This is a genomic window from Mycobacterium szulgai (genome assembly GCF_002116635.1).
Taxonomy (GTDB): Bacteria; Actinomycetota; Actinomycetes; order Mycobacteriales; family Mycobacteriaceae; genus Mycobacterium; species Mycobacterium szulgai.
In genome coordinates, this window is the sequence record NZ_LQPW01000154.1 from 1 (window position 1) to 18,436 (window position 18,436).

General features: G+C 64.3%; 16 protein-coding genes and 2 pseudogenes. 12 read left to right on the forward strand and 6 right to left on the reverse strand.

The features are described 5' to 3' along the window. The 7 genes and pseudogenes from AWC27_RS23145 to AWC27_RS23170 all read left to right on the forward strand — a co-directional run. Positions 1-2,841, forward strand: a 2,841-nt coding sequence (locus AWC27_RS23145) for a type I polyketide synthase (RefSeq protein WP_139837169.1), incomplete at its 5' end; no start/stop codon positions are given. 24 nt (positions 2,842-2,865) lie between these two features. Next, on the forward strand, positions 2,866-3,816 hold the full coding sequence (locus tag AWC27_RS23150) for a 3-oxoacyl-[acyl-carrier-protein] synthase III C-terminal domain-containing protein (protein WP_085672618.1): 951 nt from the start codon (positions 2,866-2,868) through the stop codon (positions 3,814-3,816). A gap of 464 nt (positions 3,817-4,280) precedes the next feature. Beyond that, complete coding sequence (locus AWC27_RS33345; RefSeq protein WP_425437507.1) at positions 4,281-4,412, forward strand: hypothetical protein; 132 nt, start codon at positions 4,281-4,283, stop codon at positions 4,410-4,412. After that, positions 4,394-4,519 (forward strand): annotated as a pseudogene (locus tag AWC27_RS23155) (SDR family oxidoreductase); the annotation flags it as partial. The gene AWC27_RS33345 and the pseudogene AWC27_RS23155, both read left to right, overlap by 19 nt. 227 nt (positions 4,520-4,746) lie before the next feature. Continuing rightward, on the forward strand, positions 4,747-6,183 hold the full coding sequence (locus AWC27_RS23160) for an FAD-dependent oxidoreductase (RefSeq protein ID WP_085672681.1): 1,437 nt from the start codon (positions 4,747-4,749) through the stop codon (positions 6,181-6,183). A gap of 94 nt (positions 6,184-6,277) precedes the next feature. Further along, entirely contained in the window at positions 6,278-7,351 is a 1,074-nt protein-coding gene (locus AWC27_RS23165; RefSeq protein ID WP_085672619.1) for a GGDEF domain-containing protein, read from the forward strand. Positions 7,352-7,410: 59 nt separating this feature from the next. Beyond that, entirely contained in the window at positions 7,411-7,833 is a 423-nt protein-coding gene (locus AWC27_RS23170) for a nitroreductase family deazaflavin-dependent oxidoreductase (RefSeq protein WP_085672620.1), read from the forward strand. Between the two features lie 3 nt (positions 7,834-7,836). On the opposite strand, the gene AWC27_RS23175 is transcribed toward AWC27_RS23170, so the two are convergent. Beyond that, positions 7,837-8,721 (reverse strand): amidohydrolase family protein, encoded by an 885-nt coding sequence (locus AWC27_RS23175; RefSeq protein WP_085672621.1) that lies wholly within the window; start codon positions 8,719-8,721, stop codon positions 7,837-7,839. A gap of 164 nt (positions 8,722-8,885) precedes the next feature. Here AWC27_RS23175 and AWC27_RS23180 point away from each other — a divergent pair, with 164 nt between their 5' ends. Both AWC27_RS23180 and AWC27_RS23185 read left to right on the forward strand, forming a co-directional pair. After that, positions 8,886-9,830, forward strand: coding sequence for an aldo/keto reductase (locus tag AWC27_RS23180; RefSeq protein ID WP_085672622.1), 945 nt, complete (start codon positions 8,886-8,888; stop codon positions 9,828-9,830). A gap of 56 nt (positions 9,831-9,886) precedes the next feature. Further along, positions 9,887-10,339 (forward strand): YiiD C-terminal domain-containing protein, encoded by a 453-nt coding sequence (locus AWC27_RS23185; RefSeq protein WP_085672623.1) that lies wholly within the window; start codon positions 9,887-9,889, stop codon positions 10,337-10,339. Positions 10,340-10,344: 5 nt separating this feature from the next. Here the strand turns inward: AWC27_RS23185 and AWC27_RS23190 are convergent, their stop codons facing one another. Continuing rightward, a complete protein-coding gene (locus AWC27_RS23190) occupies positions 10,345-10,914 on the reverse strand; it encodes an ATPase (RefSeq protein ID WP_085672624.1) in 570 nt (189 codons plus the stop codon). A gap of 16 nt (positions 10,915-10,930) precedes the next feature. Then, positions 10,931-11,341 carry a TA system antitoxin ParD family protein gene (locus AWC27_RS23195; protein WP_085672625.1) on the reverse strand — a complete coding sequence of 137 codons (411 nt, stop codon included), beginning with the start codon at positions 11,339-11,341 and terminating at the stop codon, positions 10,931-10,933. A 229-nt stretch (positions 11,342-11,570) separates the two neighbouring features. On the opposite strand from AWC27_RS23195, the gene AWC27_RS23200 reads away from it, so the two are divergent. Further along, the gene (locus tag AWC27_RS23200) at positions 11,571-12,461 is read left to right on the forward strand and encodes an alpha/beta fold hydrolase (RefSeq protein WP_245847449.1); all 891 of its coding nucleotides are present in this window, start codon (positions 11,571-11,573) and stop codon (positions 12,459-12,461) included. 20 nt (positions 12,462-12,481) lie between these two features. Then, positions 12,482-13,869: pseudogene (locus AWC27_RS23205) on the forward strand (WS/DGAT/MGAT family O-acyltransferase). A 10-nt stretch (positions 13,870-13,879) separates the two neighbouring features. Here the strand turns inward: AWC27_RS23205 and AWC27_RS23210 are convergent. The 3 genes from AWC27_RS23210 to AWC27_RS23220 all read right to left on the reverse strand — a co-directional run bounded on the left by AWC27_RS23210 (position 13,880) and on the right by AWC27_RS23220 (position 17,652). Further along, positions 13,880-15,649, reverse strand: coding sequence for a M15 family metallopeptidase (locus AWC27_RS23210; protein WP_085672626.1), 1,770 nt, complete (start codon positions 15,647-15,649; stop codon positions 13,880-13,882). Positions 15,650-15,993: 344 nt separating this feature from the next. Beyond that, positions 15,994-16,776, reverse strand: coding sequence for a PIG-L deacetylase family protein (locus AWC27_RS23215; protein ID WP_085672627.1), 783 nt, complete (start codon positions 16,774-16,776; stop codon positions 15,994-15,996). A gap of 18 nt (positions 16,777-16,794) precedes the next feature. Further along, complete coding sequence (locus AWC27_RS23220; RefSeq protein ID WP_085672683.1) at positions 16,795-17,652, reverse strand: LLM class F420-dependent oxidoreductase; 858 nt, start codon at positions 17,650-17,652, stop codon at positions 16,795-16,797. Positions 17,653-17,714: 62 nt separating this feature from the next. Between AWC27_RS23220 and AWC27_RS23225 the strand changes: the two genes are divergently transcribed. Further along, positions 17,715-18,434 (forward strand): NUDIX hydrolase, encoded by a 720-nt coding sequence (locus tag AWC27_RS23225; RefSeq protein WP_085672628.1) that lies wholly within the window; start codon positions 17,715-17,717, stop codon positions 18,432-18,434. Positions 18,435-18,436: the final 2 nt, after the last annotated feature.

The following is an 18,436-nucleotide window of genomic DNA, read 5'->3' on the forward strand; positions in this document are numbered from 1 at the left end:
CGCCTGACCCCCACCACCACACTGACCCCCCCACCAGGCCCGCATTGGGAGTTAGTCACTACCGGTAAGGGAGATTTGGCTCATCTGGCCCTGGTCCCTGCGGCCCCGCCCAGCGAGTTAGCCCCCGGGCAGATTCGGGTGGCGGTACGCGCTGCTGGACTCAACTTCCGTGATGTGGTGGTGGCCTTGGGCGCCATCGCCGAAGACGGCTTGGGCGGTGAAGCCGCCGGGATCATCCTCGACGTGGCAGCGGATGTGACCGCCTTCCGCCGCGGTGATGCGGTCATGGGATTGTTTCCTCAAAACGCTTTTGCCCCCACCGCGGTCACTGATCACCGCATGGTGGTTGCGCTGCCAGCGGGATGGTCGATGCCCTCGGCCGCTTCGGTGCCGGTGGCGGTTTTAACCGCTTATGCCTCGCTGATCGAGGTGGGCGGGCTTCGTGCCGGCCAGCGGGTCTTGATCCACGCCGGGGCCGGCGGGGTCGGTCAAGCTGCCATCCAAATTGCTCGGCACCTCGGCGCCGAGGTCTATGCCACTGCCCACCCCAACAAACACCACGTCTTGCATCAGCTGGGCATTGCTGATGACCACATCGCGTCCTCACGGACTCTAGATTTCGCCGACAAGTTCACCCAGACCACTGGTGGGCGCGGCATGGATCTGGTGTTAAACAGCCTGACCGGCGATTTCGTGGACCGTTCACTGGATCTACTTGGCCCGGGCGGATGCTTGGTGGAGATCGGCAAAACCGATATCCGCCAGCCCCACGCCGTTGCGACCACACATCCTGGCGTGAGCTACCACACCTACGACCTGTCCAAGGAAAGCCCCGAGCGGGCTAGTCAGCTCTGGCAGGGCGTGGTCGAAATGATCACCGCCGGTGCACTGCACCCGCTGCCCACCACCAGTTATGGCCTGTTGCAGGCTCCCCGCGCGTTGCGGCATATGAGCCAAGCCCGCCACACCGGAAAAATCGTGCTGGTCCCTCCTCCCGTGTTCACCCCCGAGGGCAGCGTGCTCATCACCGGCGGCACCGGCACCCTGGGCGCCCTGTTCGCCGAGCATCTGATCACCCACTACGGCGTGCGGCATCTGCTTTTAGTCTCTCGCCGCGGCCCCCAGTCCCCCGGCGCCACTGAACTCAGCGCACACCTCAACGCCCTGGGCGCCCAGGTCACCATCAGCGCCGCCGATACCAGCAACCCCACCGAACTCGCCGCCCTACTGGCCGCCATCCCCCCAGCTCACCCCCTGACCGCGATCATCCACACCGCCGCGGTCCTGCAGGACGCCGTGCTCACCGAACTGACCCCCGACCAACTCCACAGCGTCTTGACCGCCAAAGCCGACACCGCCTGGCACCTACACCACCTCACCCGCCACCTACCCCTGGACGCCTTCATCCTGTTCTCCTCGGTTTCTGGGGTACTCGGGGCCTCCGGCCAGGCCAACTACGCCGCAGCCAACGCCTTCCTGGACGCCCTGGCCCACCACCGCCACCACCACCACCAGCCCGCGACCAGCCTGTCCTGGGGCTACTGGCAAACCACCAGCGCCATGACCGCCCACCTCGACAGCACCGACCAAGCCCGCCTCACCCGCAACCACCTGGCCCCCATCACCACCGACCACGGCCTGGCCCTGTTCGACACCGCCCTGACCTATCACCGCCCTCATCTCATCCCCGCTCCTCTCAACCACCACAGCCTGACCCGCCACGCCCGCCAACACGGCCTTGCCCCGCTGCTGTCGGCACTGACCACCACCCGCCGCCAAGCCAGCACCACCCCCACCCACCACAGCCTGCACACCCAACTGGCCACCCAAACCCCCGCACAACAACACGCCACCCTGCTGGCCCTGGTCACCACCACCACCGCCACCGTGTTGGCCCACCCCGATGCCAGCGCACTAGATCCTGACCAACCGTTTAAAGACCTCGGCATCGACTCCCTGAGCGCCCTGGAACTACGCAACACCATGGCCCAACACGCCGGCCTGACCCTGCCCGCCACCTTGATCTTCGACCACCCCACCCCCACCGCCCTCACCCACTACCTGCACAGCGCACTCACCAGCAACACTCGTGCTATTGGCCCGCTTGGCCAGCTACTCAAAGCCGCCTACGACAAAAATCAGCGCTCAACACTGATAAACGTAATTGTCGCCGCATCGGATCTGGACCCCGCCAGTTCTTCTGAATTAACATCCGGCAGCGATCTCGAGAGGTCTCTCTTGAAGCCCGCTCAGGACGCGGCAGTGCACCTAGTGTGCATTTCAGAGTTCAGCGGTCAATACCAACGCTTTGCGCACGGGTTTCCCGATAACGTAGAAGTGATAGAGATCCTCGCACCAGGTTTTTCAGGTACAGAGCCGCCGGCATCGGCGCGAGAGTCGGGGCAGGCGATCTTAGATGCCCTCGACCTGAACATTCTGAATCGCGGGATAGTGATTGTTGGCAGCGGAGTGACCTGCATTCCCGCACTTCAGCTATATCAGTTACTGGAGGCCGCGGATTTACTTTCGAGCGACCATCAACTCGGCCTGGTAGCGATGGCTCCGGTAAACACTTCCGACACCTCGAGCATTGGTGAGGATTCCTTGATAATGGACGCGATCGCAACGCATTTAGAGGATGATGCAGACCTGATCGCGTTTGGACGCTACCTCAGCTTCGGCCTAGTGCTAAAGGATGGCCTGGACAAACGCATTTTGACCTTGAATCCATTTGTCAGCAGCGATATGGATGCCCCGGTCGAGTCACCGCTCACATTTGAGCCAGCAACCGCGGCGCTACGCGTCCATAATTGGTTAACCGACATCGATATACTGATCTAGCTTAGAAGCAAGGGACTGACTCAGATGTTATGGGATGGCATATTTTTGAATTCGATAGGTACATTTCTTCCTCCCCGGATTCCATTCGAAACGATCAAGCCGCAGCTGAAAGGTGAGGTAGTCGACGCAAATGTCGATATCGAAAGTGTTTGCGTGTCGGATAAACCCTCATATGTGATGGGTGGGCTGGCAGCCAAGCAGGCGGTGGATAGATCCACCCATAAGGGGGAGGTGTTATCGCCGATCGTATATGCCGAGCCACTTTGCCTCGAACACCTCACCCCGGCATGTTACATCGAGCGCCTTCTTAAACAGGAGCATTCCTTAGCATTCGACTTAGATGCCGCGAGCGACAGCGGACTGACAGCCATTGAAGTCGTTGCCAAGCTCCTCAAAAGTGACCCATCCACAGATGCCGGCCTCGTATGCGCCGCATCACGCATTCACGCTATAGATCGCTACCAGCATGGTGCTGCTTTAGGCGATGGTGCTGCCGCGGTCGTGGTTTCAAAGAAGGAGGGCTTTGCACGGCTCATCGCCAGCAATAGGACATCCTTTCCAGACTTCGAACTGCTCATGCGCAACAAAGGTTCCGTGGAGCGCCTGGAATTCAAGCACGGATTGGATGAGGTTGGATATGGCCCTTACGTCGGCACACTGTCCCGTGTCGTGCACGCAGGTATCGCTGCGACTTTAGCTGATGCCGAAATCACGGTGGATGACGTTTCGCATTTTTGCCCGCCAGCGCTCTACCGGCTATCCGTGCAAGAGACATTTATCGGCTCTAGCAGCATTCCGCTTGAAAAGACATGTTGGGCCGAGCTGCGAAAGAATGGCCACGTCGGCGCCTGTGACCAGATCATCGGGCTTGGTTATCTACTAGAAACTGGGCAGCTAAGCACAGGGCAGTACGTAATGCTGATTGGCGGTGGGGTGGGGTGGCGCTTCACCTGCCTGCTAATTCAAATGGTGTAACCAGGCGGACGCAAACTCGTTCAGGCATCATCAACGCCCAACGACAGCTCGGCCATCGCTTCGCGCCGGGCATCGACCCGCCGAAATGGGTGTCCGACCGGTTTCCAGCAGCAAGCCTCCAAAACCGGCGGACACCATATCCCGATGCGTTCGGGCCGACTATCTGACTGCGGTGCCACGACCGGCCCGCAGTCCCGCCGAACTTTCACCGCGCTGCTAACCTCAACAGACCGCCGCGACGCCGATTCCCTACGCCTCGCGATCGCGACAACCATGGGCGACCTGCCTCCGCACGTGCTCCGATCGATCACGTGGGCATCGAAATGGCCCGCCACATGCGTGGCGATGAGTCCTGTCCATGCGCAACGGTCCCGGGTCAAGCGACCTAACCTGTGGCGGCCGGATCAAGCGTGAATGCGGTTGGCAGACAGCCTGATAGATGCTTTCGTGACATAACCACATCAATGGGTCTCGGGATATTTGCCTCGCAGGTGACGGGCGATCTGTTGCGGACTCCACCGTTGAGCGAGCAGTTCGGCGACCAGGTCGCACAAGGCGGGGTTCTTGTCGACCCGCCGCCGCACCGCGGGGCATGATGCAGCCGCACGACGTCGCCGCCGTCATCGCCTTTCTTGCCAGCGACGATGCCGTGGCCATCCACGGCGCGGTGTACCGAGTCGACAACGGCAAGGGCGCCGGCTGAATCAGGCCCGATAAAGGTTCGGGCACGTTTCAGTCTCGGCCATTACGGCACCGCCGTATCCGTCGTCCCGTCAATAACAATGCGGGATATGACGCAATCGCCGGATGGTGCCGGCCCGCAGCGCCCGGCTGCGCCGGGCTTGCGACCGGTCACGGGGCCGGATGGTGCCGGCCCGCAGCGCCCGGCTGCGCCGGGCTTGCGACCGGTCACGGGGCGGGAGCCCAGCTTTGGCCCGTGAGATATCCCGCCAGACGTTCCTGCGGGGCGCCGCCGGTGCACTAGCCGCCGGCGCGATCTTTGGGCCGGCGCGGGCTATCGCCGATCCGACTGCCTCCGGCTTAGACGGTCTCACCACCGCCCTCGGCGGACGGGTGCTACAGCCGGGCGACCCCCAATTCGCCACGGCCAAACAGGTTTTCAACACCAACTACAACGATTCGACACCGGCGGTGATCGTCACCCCGACCTCGGCGGCGGACGTGCAAAAGGCGATGGCATTCGCTGCTGCCCACAATCTCAAGGTCGCACCGCGCAGTGGTGGGCACTCCTATACCGGGGCGTCCACGGCCAACGGGACCATGGTGCTCGATCTGCGGCAACTGCCGGGCGGAGTCAAATTCGACGCCGCAACCAATCACGTGACGGTCACACCGGCGACCACGCTCTATGAGATACACGAAGTGTTGGCCGCGTCCGGCCGGGGGATCCCGACGGGCACCTGCCCCTCGGTCGGCGCCGCGGGGCACGCCCTGGGTGGCGGCATGGGGGCTAATTCGAGGCACGCGGGGCTGCTCTGTGACCAGCTGACCTCGGCCTCAGTGGTGCTGCCCAACGGGCAGGCGGTCACCGCGTCAGCCTCCAGCAACCCCGACCTGTTCTGGGCGTTACGCGGCGGCGGTGGCGGAAACTTCGGAGTGACAACCTCTTTGACGTTTGCCACCTTCGCCACCCAGGACGTCGACGCGGTGAACCTCAACTTCCCGCCGGAAGCCTTCGCCCAGGTTCTGGTCGGCTGGCAGAACTGGCTGCGGACCGCGGACAAGAACAGCTGGGCACTGGCCGACAGCACCACCGACGGGCTCGGCACGCATTGCCGGATCCTTGCGACCTGCCCAGCTGGGTCAGGTAATAGCGTTGCGAGCGCCATAATCTCAGCCGTTGGAGTACAACCGACCGGAACCGACAACCACACGTTCAACTACCTGGACCTGGTGAGGTATCTGGCCGTCAACAACCTCAATCCGTCCCCGCTGGGATATGTCGGCGGGTCCGACGTCTTTCCCACCGTCAACGCGGCCGTCGCCAAGGGGATCGCCGCAGCGGTCGACGCCTTTCCCCGCGGTGCCGGGCGCATGCTGGCGATCATGCATGCTCTCGACGGCGCACTCGCCAGCGTGCAACCGGCGGCCTCAGCCTTCCCGTGGCGTCGGCAGTCCGCCCTGGTGCAGTGGTACGTCGAGACTTCCGGATCGCCATCGGCGGCGACCAGCTGGCTGGGCACGGCACACCAAGCGGTACAACCGTATTCGGTTGGTGGGTATGTGAACTACATCGAGGCCAACCAGCCGGCCGCACGCTACTTCGGACCGAATCTGTCTAAGCTAAGCGCTGTACGGCAGAAGTACGATCCCGGCCGGGTCATGTTCTCGGGGCTGAACTTCTAACTGCCAAGACGCCGCCGAAGTACCACAGCGCGATAATCTGCTTCGGGGGCAGCCTCGACCATCGATGTTCGGTGGTAGCTATTGGGAGTCAACGATGACTGCGATGTTCGGCCGATGGTGGCAGGCCGACCAGTATGACTGGTTCTCCGGCTACCTGGCGGCACGCGGCCTCAGCGGTGCCACCCGGGCATTGATGGCATTCATCGCGGCCTCGATGGTGTTGTGCCTTGTCGCGTTGCTGGCCGGCTCGGACGGTCCGCGCGGGCAGGTACCGGTCGCGATGACCTGGGTCGCCATCGCCGGGGGACTCGCGGGGGTCTTGCTATGGATGTGGCGCTGGCCGACGCGCGCGCAGTCGGTGGCCTTCGCGCTCACGTGCAACACCGCGGTCGCTTTGGCGTGTCTGGCGCACCCCAACCCGCTGGCCGCTCTGATCGGCTGCATCGCTTTCGCTACCTTCGGTGCCTACATCGCCTTCTTCCACACCACCGGGTTCGTGCTGTACAACTTCGCAGTGGCCGCCGGTGTCGGCCTCTTTGAGGCCGCGCGACTGGCGACCTCCGGACACCCCAGCCTGGCGGGCGTTGATCTATGGCTGGTGGTCGAGGTCAACATCGCGCTACCGCTTGCCATCCGGATCCTGGTCCGCGCGCTGGCGGGAGACCTGCTGAGTGCCGACCGCGACCCGTTGACGGGCCTGCTCAACCGGCGGGCGTTTCAGCACAACGGCCTGGGGATGATCCTGGCGCGGCGCGGCATCGACGCGCATCTCGTTGTGCTGTCAATCGACCTCGACAACTTCAAAGCCCTCAACGACAGCCGCGGCCACGCCGCAGGCGATCGCGCATTGGTCCAGGTCGCCCAAGCGCTACTGGCAGTCGCCGACAGCCAAGCGGTGGTGGCGCGCAGTGGAGGTGAGGAATTTCTGCTCGCGGGCACCGCGCCGACGTGCAACGCCGACAAGTTGGCCGCCGAGTTGTGCCACGCCATCGCGGCCTCGACCGCGGGAGTGACCGCGAGCATCGGCACCGCCTGCGTCCTGCTGGATGAAACCGCACATAACGACCCTCAGATCCTTCTCGCCGAATTGATCACCGCCTCAGATGCCGCGATGTATCAGGCGAAGCGGCTAGGGGGCAATCGCTTTCATCACCACCAGTTGTGTTGACCCGCCGGGTGCCCCGGCCTTGGGAATGCATTGGACGCGCCGAAGTGTTAAGCACGGGTATGGCTGATCACATCGAGCTGAGCCCTACGGATTGGGTACGCGCGCAGACCGAGAAGATATTGAAGCAGGGCACCACCGACGGGGTTGAAATCTTCGACCGCCCCGTTGTGCTGCTGACCATCACTGGTGCAAAATCGGGCAAGCAGCGCTACGTGCCGCTGATGCGCGTCGAAAAAGACGGGCGCTACGCCATCGTCGCGTCGAAGGGCGGGGCTCCGGAGCACCCTTCCTGGTACCACAACCTGAGGGTCAATCCGGCGGTGACACTGCAGGACGGCGACAAAGTCGTCACCCTCACAGCTCGCGAAGTCGAGGGCAGCGAGCGCGAACAGTGGTGGCAGCTGGCGGTCGAAGCCTATCCCCCCTACGCCGAATACCAGACGAAGACAACCAGGCAGATCCCGGTCTTCGTGCTCGAGTAGTCCTTAGCTGACCGGCAGGCCGAACAGACGGGCGCCGTTGTCGTGAAACACTTTCCGCAGCCACACGTCGTCGATGCCGGGCAGCCGGATAAGGACACGCATGGCATCGATAAACCCATACGGGATGTTGGGAAAGTCGCTGCCGAACAGAATGCGGTCGCCGTGAGCGCGCAGCCGCGCGTATTCCGACGGTGGGAACGGCATGGCTTCTTCCACGAATTCGGTGAACGCCATGGTGGTGTCCAGCCGTACTTCGTCGTAACGCTCGGCCAGGTCGAGGAATTCGGCGTATTCGGGCATGCCCAGGTGTGCGATGATCAGACGCAATCTGGGATGGTGCGCCAGCAGCGTCGCGACCGGCTCGGGTCCGGTGTGTTCGCCAGGCGCAGGACCGGATCCGCAGTGTATGACGACCGGAATGGCGGCGTCTTCGATGACTCCCCAGGCCGCGTCCAGCAGTGGATCAGTCGGATCGTAGCGGCCAACTTGTATGTGCGCCTTGAACACTCGTGCGCCCTCGTCGACCGCTCGCGCGACGTAGGCCTCGACGCCGGGTTCGGGGTAAAGGGTGGCCGTGTGTAGGCAGTCCGGTGTGGCTGCGGCGAACCCCGTCGCCCATTCGTTGAGCCAGGCCGCCATCTGCGGTTTGTGTGGGTAGACCAGTGATGTGAACGCACGCACCCCGAAACCGCGCAGCGTCTCGACCCGGTGTTGCTCGTTGGTGCGGTAGGCGATCGGCCAGGGGCGACCTACGAGCGGCCCGGCATCGTCGAAGTACTGCCACACCTTGTCCATCACCGGTTTCGGCATGAAATGCGTGTGGACGTCGACGATGCCCGGCAACCCAAGGGACTGCCACAGCTGACGTACCGAGTCGGTCTCCTCCATCACCCGTCAGGATGGCAGAGGCAGGCCTGAGGAATATTGGCGGGGGGAAATCACTTGTACTCGGCACGTTCGCCGTCAGACGCCGTTTTGATCTGTTGGCGTGCAATCACTTCGGGATCGCCCCCGTCGCATAATGAAATCATCAAAGCAGGAAGCCGGAAGCCATGGCATCGCACGAGAGTCTGAGTCAGCACAAGTTCCTCTTGAACGATGGCAGCGGTGAGATTCCGGCACTCGGCTTTGGGACGTCGCTTTCGGATAGCACCAAGACGCGAGATGCCGTCAAGGCCGCCGTCGAGGTCGGGTTCCGTCACCTCGACGCCGCAGAGCGGTACCGCAATGAAGCGGAAGTCGGCGCGGCACTCACAGAGCTGTTCGCCAACAAAACGGTGCGCCGCGAGGAGTTGTTCGTCACCACCAAGCTTTGGAACAACAACCATCGACCTGAACGGGTCAAGCCCGCGCTTCAGGCGAGTCTGAACAGGCTCGGGCTAGACGCGGTCGACCTGTACCTGGTCCACACCCCGTTCGCGTTCAGGCCCGGCGACGATCAAGACCCCCGCGACCCGCACGGCGCAGTCATCTACGACGACGGAGTCACCTTGGCCGAAACCTGGGCCGCGATGGAGGCCCTGGTCGATGAGGGACTTTCCCGGGCGATTGGTTTGTCCGACATAGGTGTCGAAGGCACCAGGGAAATCGTCAAGACGGCCCGAATCAAGCCGGCGGTCGTGGAGGTCGAGGCACACCCCTATCACCCGCAATGGGAACTTCACGAGTTGTGCAAGGCGGATGGAATCATCCTGCTGGCATTCGCGTCGCTGGGGCACGCGCTGGAGCCGCGACTGCTCGACGACGCCCTCATCGTCTCGATGGCCCGACGTTTCGGAAAGACCGCCGCACAAATACTTCTGGCCTGGGGTATTCAGCGCGGTAGCGCAGTTCTCACCTCCTCCGTCAAGCCGGCACGCATCGCCGAGAACTTCGATGTGACCGCGCTTCCCGAGAGCGCGATCCACGAGATCAACGAGCATCTTCGGACTCGGTACCGGTTCAATTCGGTTGTGGACGCCGGCGAGCCGGGGTTCGCTGAGGTTCCCACTGGGTGAGCGATCGATCGGGCTCAAGTCTGCGGTTGAGTGACCGACTGTGCGACGATCGGCGAATGGCTGACTCGCTCGTAGAGATGATGAACGCCGGTATGTCGTCGACCATCCCGGTCGCCGACCGGATGGGATTCCGGGTGCTCGAGGCGCGCCGCGGCTTTGCCGCCGCCAGCGTTCCAGTCGAGGGCAATGGCAACCACTTCGGCGTCGTCTACGCCGGCGTCCAATTCACCGTCGCGGAAATGCTCGGCGGAATAATCGCGTTGGCGACGTTCGACGCCGGCAAGTATTTCCCGTTGGTGAAGAAGCTCGAAATCACCTTTGCCGCTAGAGCCACCTCAGCGCTACGCGCCGAGGCGCACATGGACGACGAGACCATCGCCCGGGTCGAAGCCGAGGCCGCCGCGCAGGGCAAGTCCGACTACACGCTGGATGCGGTCATCACCGATGCCGCCGGAACTGTCGTCGCCACCACTCATGGCCTGTATCAGCTACGCGCACAACGCAATTGAAAAAACTAGGGGGAGGTCAGAGCCAACGGGGTCCAGTCCGGCCAGTCGGGTCCGCCGACTAGGTAGCCGTTGCTCATCTGCGCGACGATGCGCGGCCCTTGCCTGCTGCTGTTGTCGTATACCGTGGTCGCGTCGCACCGGGCGACAGCGGCGGCGACGAGCGCCCAAAGGCGTTGGTAGCGGCCGCGTACTTTGGCTTCGGGAACATGGTGCCCGCCGGCGCGGACGCGGTATTGCACACGTTGTACCGCGAGTTCCTCGGGGATGAGCAGGACGTGCAGAACGACGATGTAGCCCGCCGCGTGGGCAGTGTCGATGAGCTCCAACTTCGACGGGTGGGAGAACACCGTCTCGGCGATGAAGGGTCGGCCTAATTCGATGAGCCTGGCCCTGGTTGCGGCGGCGACCCTGGCGGCTTCATAGGAGTGCGACACCGGATCGTCCGGCCACCGTTGCCGGGCGATCTCGTCGGCGTTGACGAATTGGCTCCCGGAAAGCAGTGCGGCCAAGGTGAACTCGACAAACGTCGATTTGCCCGCCCCGTTAGGTCCGACGACGAGATCAAGGCGGTTCATCGGGTGGCTGAGGCAATCACTTCCCGCGCCGGGCGGCTCGACGCTTCGACGTCACCACGGTCGAGGTGCCGTCGGGTTGGTATTCGACTAGCTCGCCGGCGTCGCTGAGGGCGACGGTGGTGATGCCGCGCTGGGCAAGAACCTGGCCGTAATTCGAGTGCGCCAGGCTCTCCTGGATGGCCGCTGAAATCTCGGCGTTGAACACCACACCTTCCTCGACGGTTAGCTCGCGCAGTGCGAGCCGGCCGGCCAGAGCGGCTTCTACGCGCTGACGCGCGGCGCTGTGCTGACTGGACACCGCACGTCCGACCCTGGCCCAGTGGTCGAGCTGCTGCTTGGCGGATCGGCTCTGCCGGCGGCCTTCAACGGCCGCGCTGTCCATCAGGTCTGCGGCGACACGGGTGACTCGATCGGTAGCCTCAGCCATGGCTGCCCGTCTGGAGCATCATGTTACAAATGTAGCAGTCTGCTACATCGTGAGCGTGTCGAATGGTTTCTACGTGCGGGCTGGCCGAGGTTGTCCGCGATCGATGCGCGGGGCGTACCCGCTGGACCCGCCGCTCGAGGTAGCGCTGGAATACAGCGCCAATTTGGGCGGGGGCTAGAACGTGTTCTAATAACCCATCGACAGCTTTTGGCGCCTGCAAGGCATCCCAATGACAAGATTGTCGCGGTTACTCAACGTCCCCGCGTTAGCCTCCGTCGCGCAGATACCCGAGGGATCGGTGGTCGACCTGCCCGGCCGGGGAAGCACCTACGTGTATGACTCGGGACCCTCCGACGGACCGACCTACATTCTGTTGCACTCGCTGGCCTGTACCGGGCTGATGACCTGGTACCCAGCGCTGGACGTGGTGCGCGAGTTCGGCCGGGTGGTGGTCTTCGATCAGCGATGCCACGGGCAAGGCATCACACCGCCCCGCATGCTCTTCGAAGACTGCGCCGACGACGTCGCCGCACTGGCCGACGTCCTCGGCATCGACAGCTTCGTGCCGGTCGGCTATTCGATGGGATCGCTGGTCGCCCAGCTGGTGTGGCGCCGGCACCGCGAGCGGGTCGACGGTCTGGTGCTGTGCGCGGCGACAGCAGCGGTCAGCCGCGCCGCATACGAGCGGGTGGGCACCGGGCTCTTCGCGGCACTGCTGGACTCGCTCACCCCCGGGCCACGCCGCTGTGCACCTGCGGGGGCTGCGACGAGCGGACGCTATGCCGATTATCAGTGGGTACTGGGGCAATTCCGCGCGACCTCGCCTGGAGGTATCACGCGGGCGATCGCCGAAGTGGTCCGGTTCGACTCCTCGACGTGGGTCGGCGACATCGATGTTCCCACTGCCGTCGTTGTGACGGGCAAGGACCGCGCGTTCGGCGTGGGGCGGCAGCAGTGGCTGGCTGAGCACATCCCCGACGCCGAGATGTTCACGGTCGATGCGGGCCACGGCGGCTGCACTCTAGCGCCGGCGGCCTTCGTGCCGGGATTGGCGCGCGCGATCGACTCGGTACACCGGCGGCTTCCGACGGCTGATTACGCCAAGCGGGCAATCACGTAGCCCATAGCGGAGGAGCGGCGGTGAAGCGACTCAGTGGTTGGGACGTGCTGATGCTGGCCAGCGAGACTCCCAACGTTCATCAGCACACGCTCAAGATCGCCGTCGTCGACACCAGGGGCTTCGAGGGCACCGCGACGTTCGAGGCATTCCGCGAGGTGTTCCGCTCCCGGCTCCCGGTCCTGGAACCCATGCGCTACCAATTGGTGTCCACGCCGTGGCGTCTGCATCGCCCGATCTGGCGCGACGACGCCGAACCGGACCTCGATTACCACCTGCAGCGGGTGCGGGTGCCCGCACCCGGCGGCCGGCGCGAACTCGACGCCCTGATCGGCACGATCGCCAGCACCGCGCTGGACCGCACCCGCCCGCTGTGGCAGTTCTACTACGCCGAAGGATTGGCCGATGAGCGCGTGGCGGTGATCGGCAAGGTCCATCACGTCCTGGCCGATGGAGTCGCCTCCGCGAACCTGATGGCACGGGTGATGGATTCCGGCGCCGAACCACCGGCGCAACCAGCGCTTGCCCCGCCGACGACCGCAGAAGTGTTGCGCTTCGCGGCCCGCGACCATGCCGCACGAGTTCGGACGCTGCCGTCGGCAATTCGGGACGGCGTCGTCGGCGCCTACCGGCTGCAGCGCCGAGCGCGGCAGCGCCATGAACATCCGGAATTGGCAAGGCAATTCGACCCCGCGCCGACCTTTCTCAACCACAAGCTGACGCCGGGACGAACATTCGCCAGCGCGGCCCTGCCGCTCGCCGAGGTCAAAGCGACCAGCAAAAAGCTCGGCGTCACCATCAACGACCTGGTCCTGACGGTGGCCGCGGGGGCACTGAGACGGCTGCTGCTGAACTACGGAGAACCCGCCGACCGGCCGCTGACCGCCTCGATACCCACCGCCACCGACACCTCGCCGGACCGGATCGCGGGCAACGCCCTGGCCACCATGCTGGTCTCGCTGCCGGTGCAGATCGCGGAGCCGATGCAGCGGCTTCGGCTCATCTCCACTTCGACGCGCATCGCCAAGGAAGATCACCAACTGCTCGGCCCGACGCTGTGGGCCGCTGGCTGGAGTTCATCCCGCCGACCGTCACACGCACGACCTTCGGCTGGATGTCGCGGCGGGAGGCGCCTAACCAGCTTTTCAACCTGATCGTCTCGAACGTCCCGGGACCTCGCGAGCCCGCCCGCATCGCCGGTGCGGTGGTGACCGAGTTCTATTCGGTGGGGCCACTTGCCGCCGGGGCGGCGCTGAACGTCACGGTCTGGAGCTACGTCGATCAGTTGAGCGTCTCGGTGCTCGCCGACGACGCGACGCTGACCGACACCCACGAGGTGACCGATGCATTCGTCGCCGCCTTCACCGAGTTGCGCGACGTGGCGGCCTGCACCAACGTCCCCGCCGGTTAGGGGCGCGAAGTTACTTGGGCGCGTTCGACTTTGGCCGCCTCCTGGCCTCGGTCTTCGCCGTTGCCTTGGCGGCCCCGGTAGTCCGTTTCGCGGGTGCCTTCCTGGGCCGCGAAACCTTTGCAGCGCCCGCGCGCTGAGGTCGCCCGTTGGTCAAAGCACCAGCAAGGGCCGGCTGTTCGCCGCTTGTCGTGGCCAGGTATTGCTTGAGCAGGTCGCGTACCTCTGTGAGCAGGGCCCGGTCTTCCTCGGTGAAGGTTGTCGGATGCGCGGCCGACACCTGGTCGACCTCAGTCTTCCCCTCCCCGCCGTTGATGCCCCAGGCCTGTAGCCAGGCACTGAGCGTCATACGGCTTTGATTGATGTCGGTCGGTCCGAACGGCGGGGTGTTCTCGTCTTCAGCGTATTGATGGGCAAATACGGAAACCCCCGCGGGAACGACCGGCGGATTGTCGGGTCCGGCGCAGCGGGGCACGATGATCTTGACCCCTTTCGGCAGCGACGCCACCGGCAGCAGGTCGGGGTTGGCGTTGAAGTTTATGTAGATGCTCGCGGCTTGCCGATTGACGAAAAGTGCCTGCCCTTTCGTGATGAATTCGTTGACGCCACCGGATTGGTCGCCGCGGATGTCCCACTTCGGGCCGCCGTCCTCGACGTCGACCATGAACGCCAATTCGGGGAAGACGCCGCCGATGGCATCGATGGCGGCCTTGAACGTGCCCCAGTTGTCGAAGTTGGGCACCCAGAAGTGATACGCGATGATCTTCTTCAGCTTGCCCTCGGCGACCATCTGCTTGGCCCGCGTCATGTTGTCGACGAACTTGGTGTCGATGCCCCCATAGCGAGTCGCGGTCGTGGCGCTGGCATCGGCGATCGATGCGCGGAAGCAGACGACCGGATACGGGTAGGACTCGTCAATGCAGCATTCTTGGTACTGGCTGTAGTCACCCCACTTGACCAACGGAATTTCGGGGCCTTCGACTTTGGAGGCATCCCAGTCTTTGGGAAGCTGCCAGTTGTCCCGCATGACGGCGTCCCATTCGGCGGCGTACACCCCGCCATAGCCGAACGCCGGGTTGGGTTTCCAGCCTCTCTGATGCTGCAATTCGGTCGCGGCCTTGGCAGTCGCATCGTCCCAGTGCTTCGTTACCGGTAGACCCAGCTTTTCCTGCCACCGGCCCAGCCCGTCCTTGGCGGCCTGCGAGTCGGTCGCATAGTCCCCCGAGATGCAGTTGTCGGGTCCCTCCAGCGGTCCGTAGTAGTAACCCAGCGGCAAGGGAAAGGCCAACGGATCGGGCGGGCCGAAGATATTGAGGTACCCGTCGCGCAGCCGTTGAGCGAATTGCGCAAAGCGTGGATTGTTCCAAGTGTCGTAACCGCACTGAAAGTGCATTTCATCCTGGTCGCCGGCACCCCAGTCCCGGCCCCAGTAGATGTTTGCCTCAAACAGCGAAAGACCCTGCTGTACTTTGGTGACCTGGTCTTGCGGCATGTCGTATCTGTATTGATTGAGTTCGTCGGCGCACAGATCGATTGCGGTACCCGACAAATGGTTGGAGTTCCACACACTGTCGACCGGATCCCAATACCACCAATTCTGGTGTCCGTCAGGGGGTTCGATGGAGCGTATGTTGCGGTGGAACCACGCGGCCCAGGCGCACAGCACGGTGGCGGCGTCGCCCGCACGTACCACAAGACGAACCTTGTTAGTGCCGGGTACCGACACCGTTTCGCACTCGTCGCGCGAGCATTGCGGCCATCCGTTTTCGGTGATGAGGACCATTTGGGAACCCCCTTTTGGTTGATTTGGCCGGCTGCGACTGCCCGTTTCAGCCGCCGACCGGTCCGTTCTTGCCGACGTAGGTGAGTGCCGTGAGGTTATGGACGCTCCGGTTTTCCCAGGTGCCCCTCACGCAGATAGCGACATTCTTCGGCATCGCCACTCCTCGTACCGCTGAAGTTGGTACGGACAGTTGATATCTTGGCACTCCAGGGTGCGCTGCGACATACCCAAATGTGGGCTGAGTCCGGCGTAGTCGTCCAGTCCCTTAGAAAGCGATATCGCGGACGATATCGCTTTCCGAATCTGACTATTGGTCTGGAGCCCTCAGCGAACTCGGCGCCCAGTCAGTCGAAGATGTCGCAGCGCGGAGGTCGCGGCAGACCTGACGGACTAGCCGGATCGACGAACCACTCATGGCTGAAGATCAAGCCCAGTACGACGGATGGCAGTCGAAGCAACAGACCGAAAAGCCGCGCGTTGCGTCCCTCACCGATCTGCGATCGATGCGCAGCGAGCGCCACGCATTTCTGCCGCGCGAACCGGCGCACATTGATCCGATGGGTAATGGTGGCTCGCGGGGCGTATGCGGTGCGCACCACGTCGCGGTCGTAGGGCGCCGGCAGGCGCAGCAACCGCGCGAGATCCCCTATGCGGCTGAGCAATTCGCGCGGCATCGTCGCTTCGAGCACGCGTGGAGTCGCGGCCAGCTCAGCGGCTCGCTTGCCGACGTGGTGCACCTGCACGTGGTCGCGGTGGCCGTACCCGCCGTTGCTCTGATAGCTGAGCAAGAGCTGCGCATTTTCGGCGCGAAGTATCGCGGCGAGCCGCTGGGCCGCCTCGTCGACATCGGCACGGCCGAACCGGACCCGTCCCGGGGGGTCCGGGTAGAAGTCGGGCCCGTAGCCGCTGTCGGCGTAGCCCAGGCATTCCACCCGGTGCACTCCGAGAACGCCTGCGCTCGTGCGTAGTTCATGCAAGCGGAGGTCGTCGGCCTCGTTGCCCATCCGGCCGTCGGTCGCGGCCACGACGACCACTCGATGCCCGGCCGCCGCCGCTTTCGCGAGCGTGCCGCCGGTGAGGATGACCTCGTCGTCAGGGTGTGCGTGGAAAGCGACGACGGCGGCCATGAATTGCAGTATGCAGTGCTAGGTGAGGTCCGCCGCGACCCGCTCCAATGCAGCGAGATGGTCGTCGACTCCGGCCAGGCCAGCCTTCATGGTGTTCACCGATACGTGTGTGGCGCCCGCGGCTTTCCAGGCCTCGATGTCGGCCTCGATCTTGTCGAGGTCGCCGGTCCAGCTGACGCGGCCTTCCATCCCAAGGGCCTCGGCATCCCGTCCCGCGGCGGTTGCCGCGCGGTGTACCTGCTCACGGGCGTAGTCCAGGCCGGGCCCGGGCTCCATCATCGGAAACCAGCCGTCGCCGAGCCGGCCCGCGCGCTCATAAGCCCGGTCGGACGCCGCACCGAACCACACCGGAATCGGCTGCTGGGTGGGCAGCGGCGCCAGGCCCGCCCCGGTGACCGTGTGGTACTTCCCGGCGAACGTCACCGACCGCTCGGTCCACAGCTTGCGCATCACCTCGACTTGCTCCTCCGAGCGCCTGCCGCGGTTGCCGAACTTCTCCCCGAGTGCCTCGAACTCGACAGCGTTCCAGCCCAATCCCACCCCGAGCCGAAACCGCCCGCCGGTGAGGAGGTCGACCTCGGCGGCCTGCTTGGCCACCAGCACCGACTGTCGCTGCGGCAGGATGATGATCCCGGTGACCAGCTCCAGCGACGTGATCGCCGCCAGGTAGCCGAACATGACGAACGGCTCATGGAATGTTGAGTCGATGTCGTAGGGCCCCCACCACCCCTGGTGGATTTCCGGGTCGGCGCCCACCACGTGGTCGTAGGCCAAGATGTGGGTGAACCCGAGGTCTTCGACACCCTGCCCGTAGGCACGCACGACCGCGGGGTCTCCACCGAGCTCGGTTTGCGGGAAGACGACTCCAATGCGCATTCCGCATTCAACCGCACCGCACCGCGGCTGCTTCCCAGCGGTACCCGGCATATGGTCGAACGGTGACGATCGCGTACGACGAAACGCTGCGTGCGCAGATCCGTGCGCGCTTGGCGGGCCACGACCGCCGCGCCGTGACCGACCCGACCAAACGGCATGCCGCCGTCGCCGTGGTGCTTGTCGATTCGGAGATCGGTGAGGACCGGATCGATCCGGCGCCGGTGCACGAGTGGATCGGTGGCCGGGCGATGCCGGAACCGGGCCTGGACGGCCATATGGTCGACGTGTCCGGTGGTGCCGCATTCCTGTTGTGCCGCAGAACATCTCGGCTCAGCTCACACGCCGCACAGTGGGCGCTGCCCGGCGGTCGACTGGACCCGGGTGAAAGCGTGGTCGAGGCCGCGTTGCGGGAGCTGCACGAGGAGGTCGGCGTGGAGCTGTCCGACTCGACCGTGCTGGGGGTACTCGACGACTACCCGACGCGATCGGGTTACGTCATCACCCCGGTGGTGATCTGGGGCGGCGGGCGGCTCGAGCTACGACCCGCGCCCGCTGAGGTGCTCGCGGTTTACCGGGTGGGGCTGCACCAATTGCAGCGCCCCGATTCGCCGCGGTTCATCGCAATTCCCGAAAGCCCACGGCCGGTCGTGCAAATCCCGTTGGGAAACGACCTCATTCACGCGCCCACGGGCGCCGTGCTGCTGCAACTGCGCTGGCTGTGCCTGGAGGACCGCCACGACCCGGTCGACGAACTCGAGCAACCGGTGTTCGCCTGGAAGTAAGC

What these genes read in the sequence shown, in the direction of transcription:
- AWC27_RS23150 (WP_085672618.1), top strand. Translation starts at nt 2,866, where the DNA reads ATGTTATGGGATGGCATATTTTTGAATTCGATAGGTACATTTCTTCCT.
- AWC27_RS33345 (WP_425437507.1), top strand. Translation starts at nt 4,281, where the DNA reads ATGGGTCTCGGGATATTTGCCTCGCAGGTGACGGGCGATCTGTTGCGG.
- AWC27_RS23165 (WP_085672619.1), top strand. Translation starts at nt 6,278, where the DNA reads ATGACTGCGATGTTCGGCCGATGGTGGCAGGCCGACCAGTATGACTGG.
- AWC27_RS23170 (WP_085672620.1), top strand. Translation starts at nt 7,411, where the DNA reads ATGGCTGATCACATCGAGCTGAGCCCTACGGATTGGGTACGCGCGCAG.
- AWC27_RS23175 (WP_085672621.1), bottom strand. Translation starts at nt 8,721, where the DNA reads ATGGAGGAGACCGACTCGGTACGTCAGCTGTGGCAGTCCCTTGGGTTG.
- AWC27_RS23180 (WP_085672622.1), top strand. Translation starts at nt 8,886, where the DNA reads ATGGCATCGCACGAGAGTCTGAGTCAGCACAAGTTCCTCTTGAACGAT.
- AWC27_RS23185 (WP_085672623.1), top strand. Translation starts at nt 9,887, where the DNA reads ATGGCTGACTCGCTCGTAGAGATGATGAACGCCGGTATGTCGTCGACC.
- AWC27_RS23190 (WP_085672624.1), bottom strand. Translation starts at nt 10,914, where the DNA reads ATGAACCGCCTTGATCTCGTCGTCGGACCTAACGGGGCGGGCAAATCG.
- AWC27_RS23195 (WP_085672625.1), bottom strand. Translation starts at nt 11,341, where the DNA reads ATGGCTGAGGCTACCGATCGAGTCACCCGTGTCGCCGCAGACCTGATG.
- AWC27_RS23200 (WP_245847449.1), top strand. Translation starts at nt 11,571, where the DNA reads ATGACAAGATTGTCGCGGTTACTCAACGTCCCCGCGTTAGCCTCCGTC.
- AWC27_RS23210 (WP_085672626.1), bottom strand. Translation starts at nt 15,649, where the DNA reads ATGGTCCTCATCACCGAAAACGGATGGCCGCAATGCTCGCGCGACGAG.
- AWC27_RS23215 (WP_085672627.1), bottom strand. Translation starts at nt 16,776, where the DNA reads ATGGCCGCCGTCGTCGCTTTCCACGCACACCCTGACGACGAGGTCATC.
- AWC27_RS23220 (WP_085672683.1), bottom strand. Translation starts at nt 17,652, where the DNA reads ATGCGCATTGGAGTCGTCTTCCCGCAAACCGAGCTCGGTGGAGACCCC.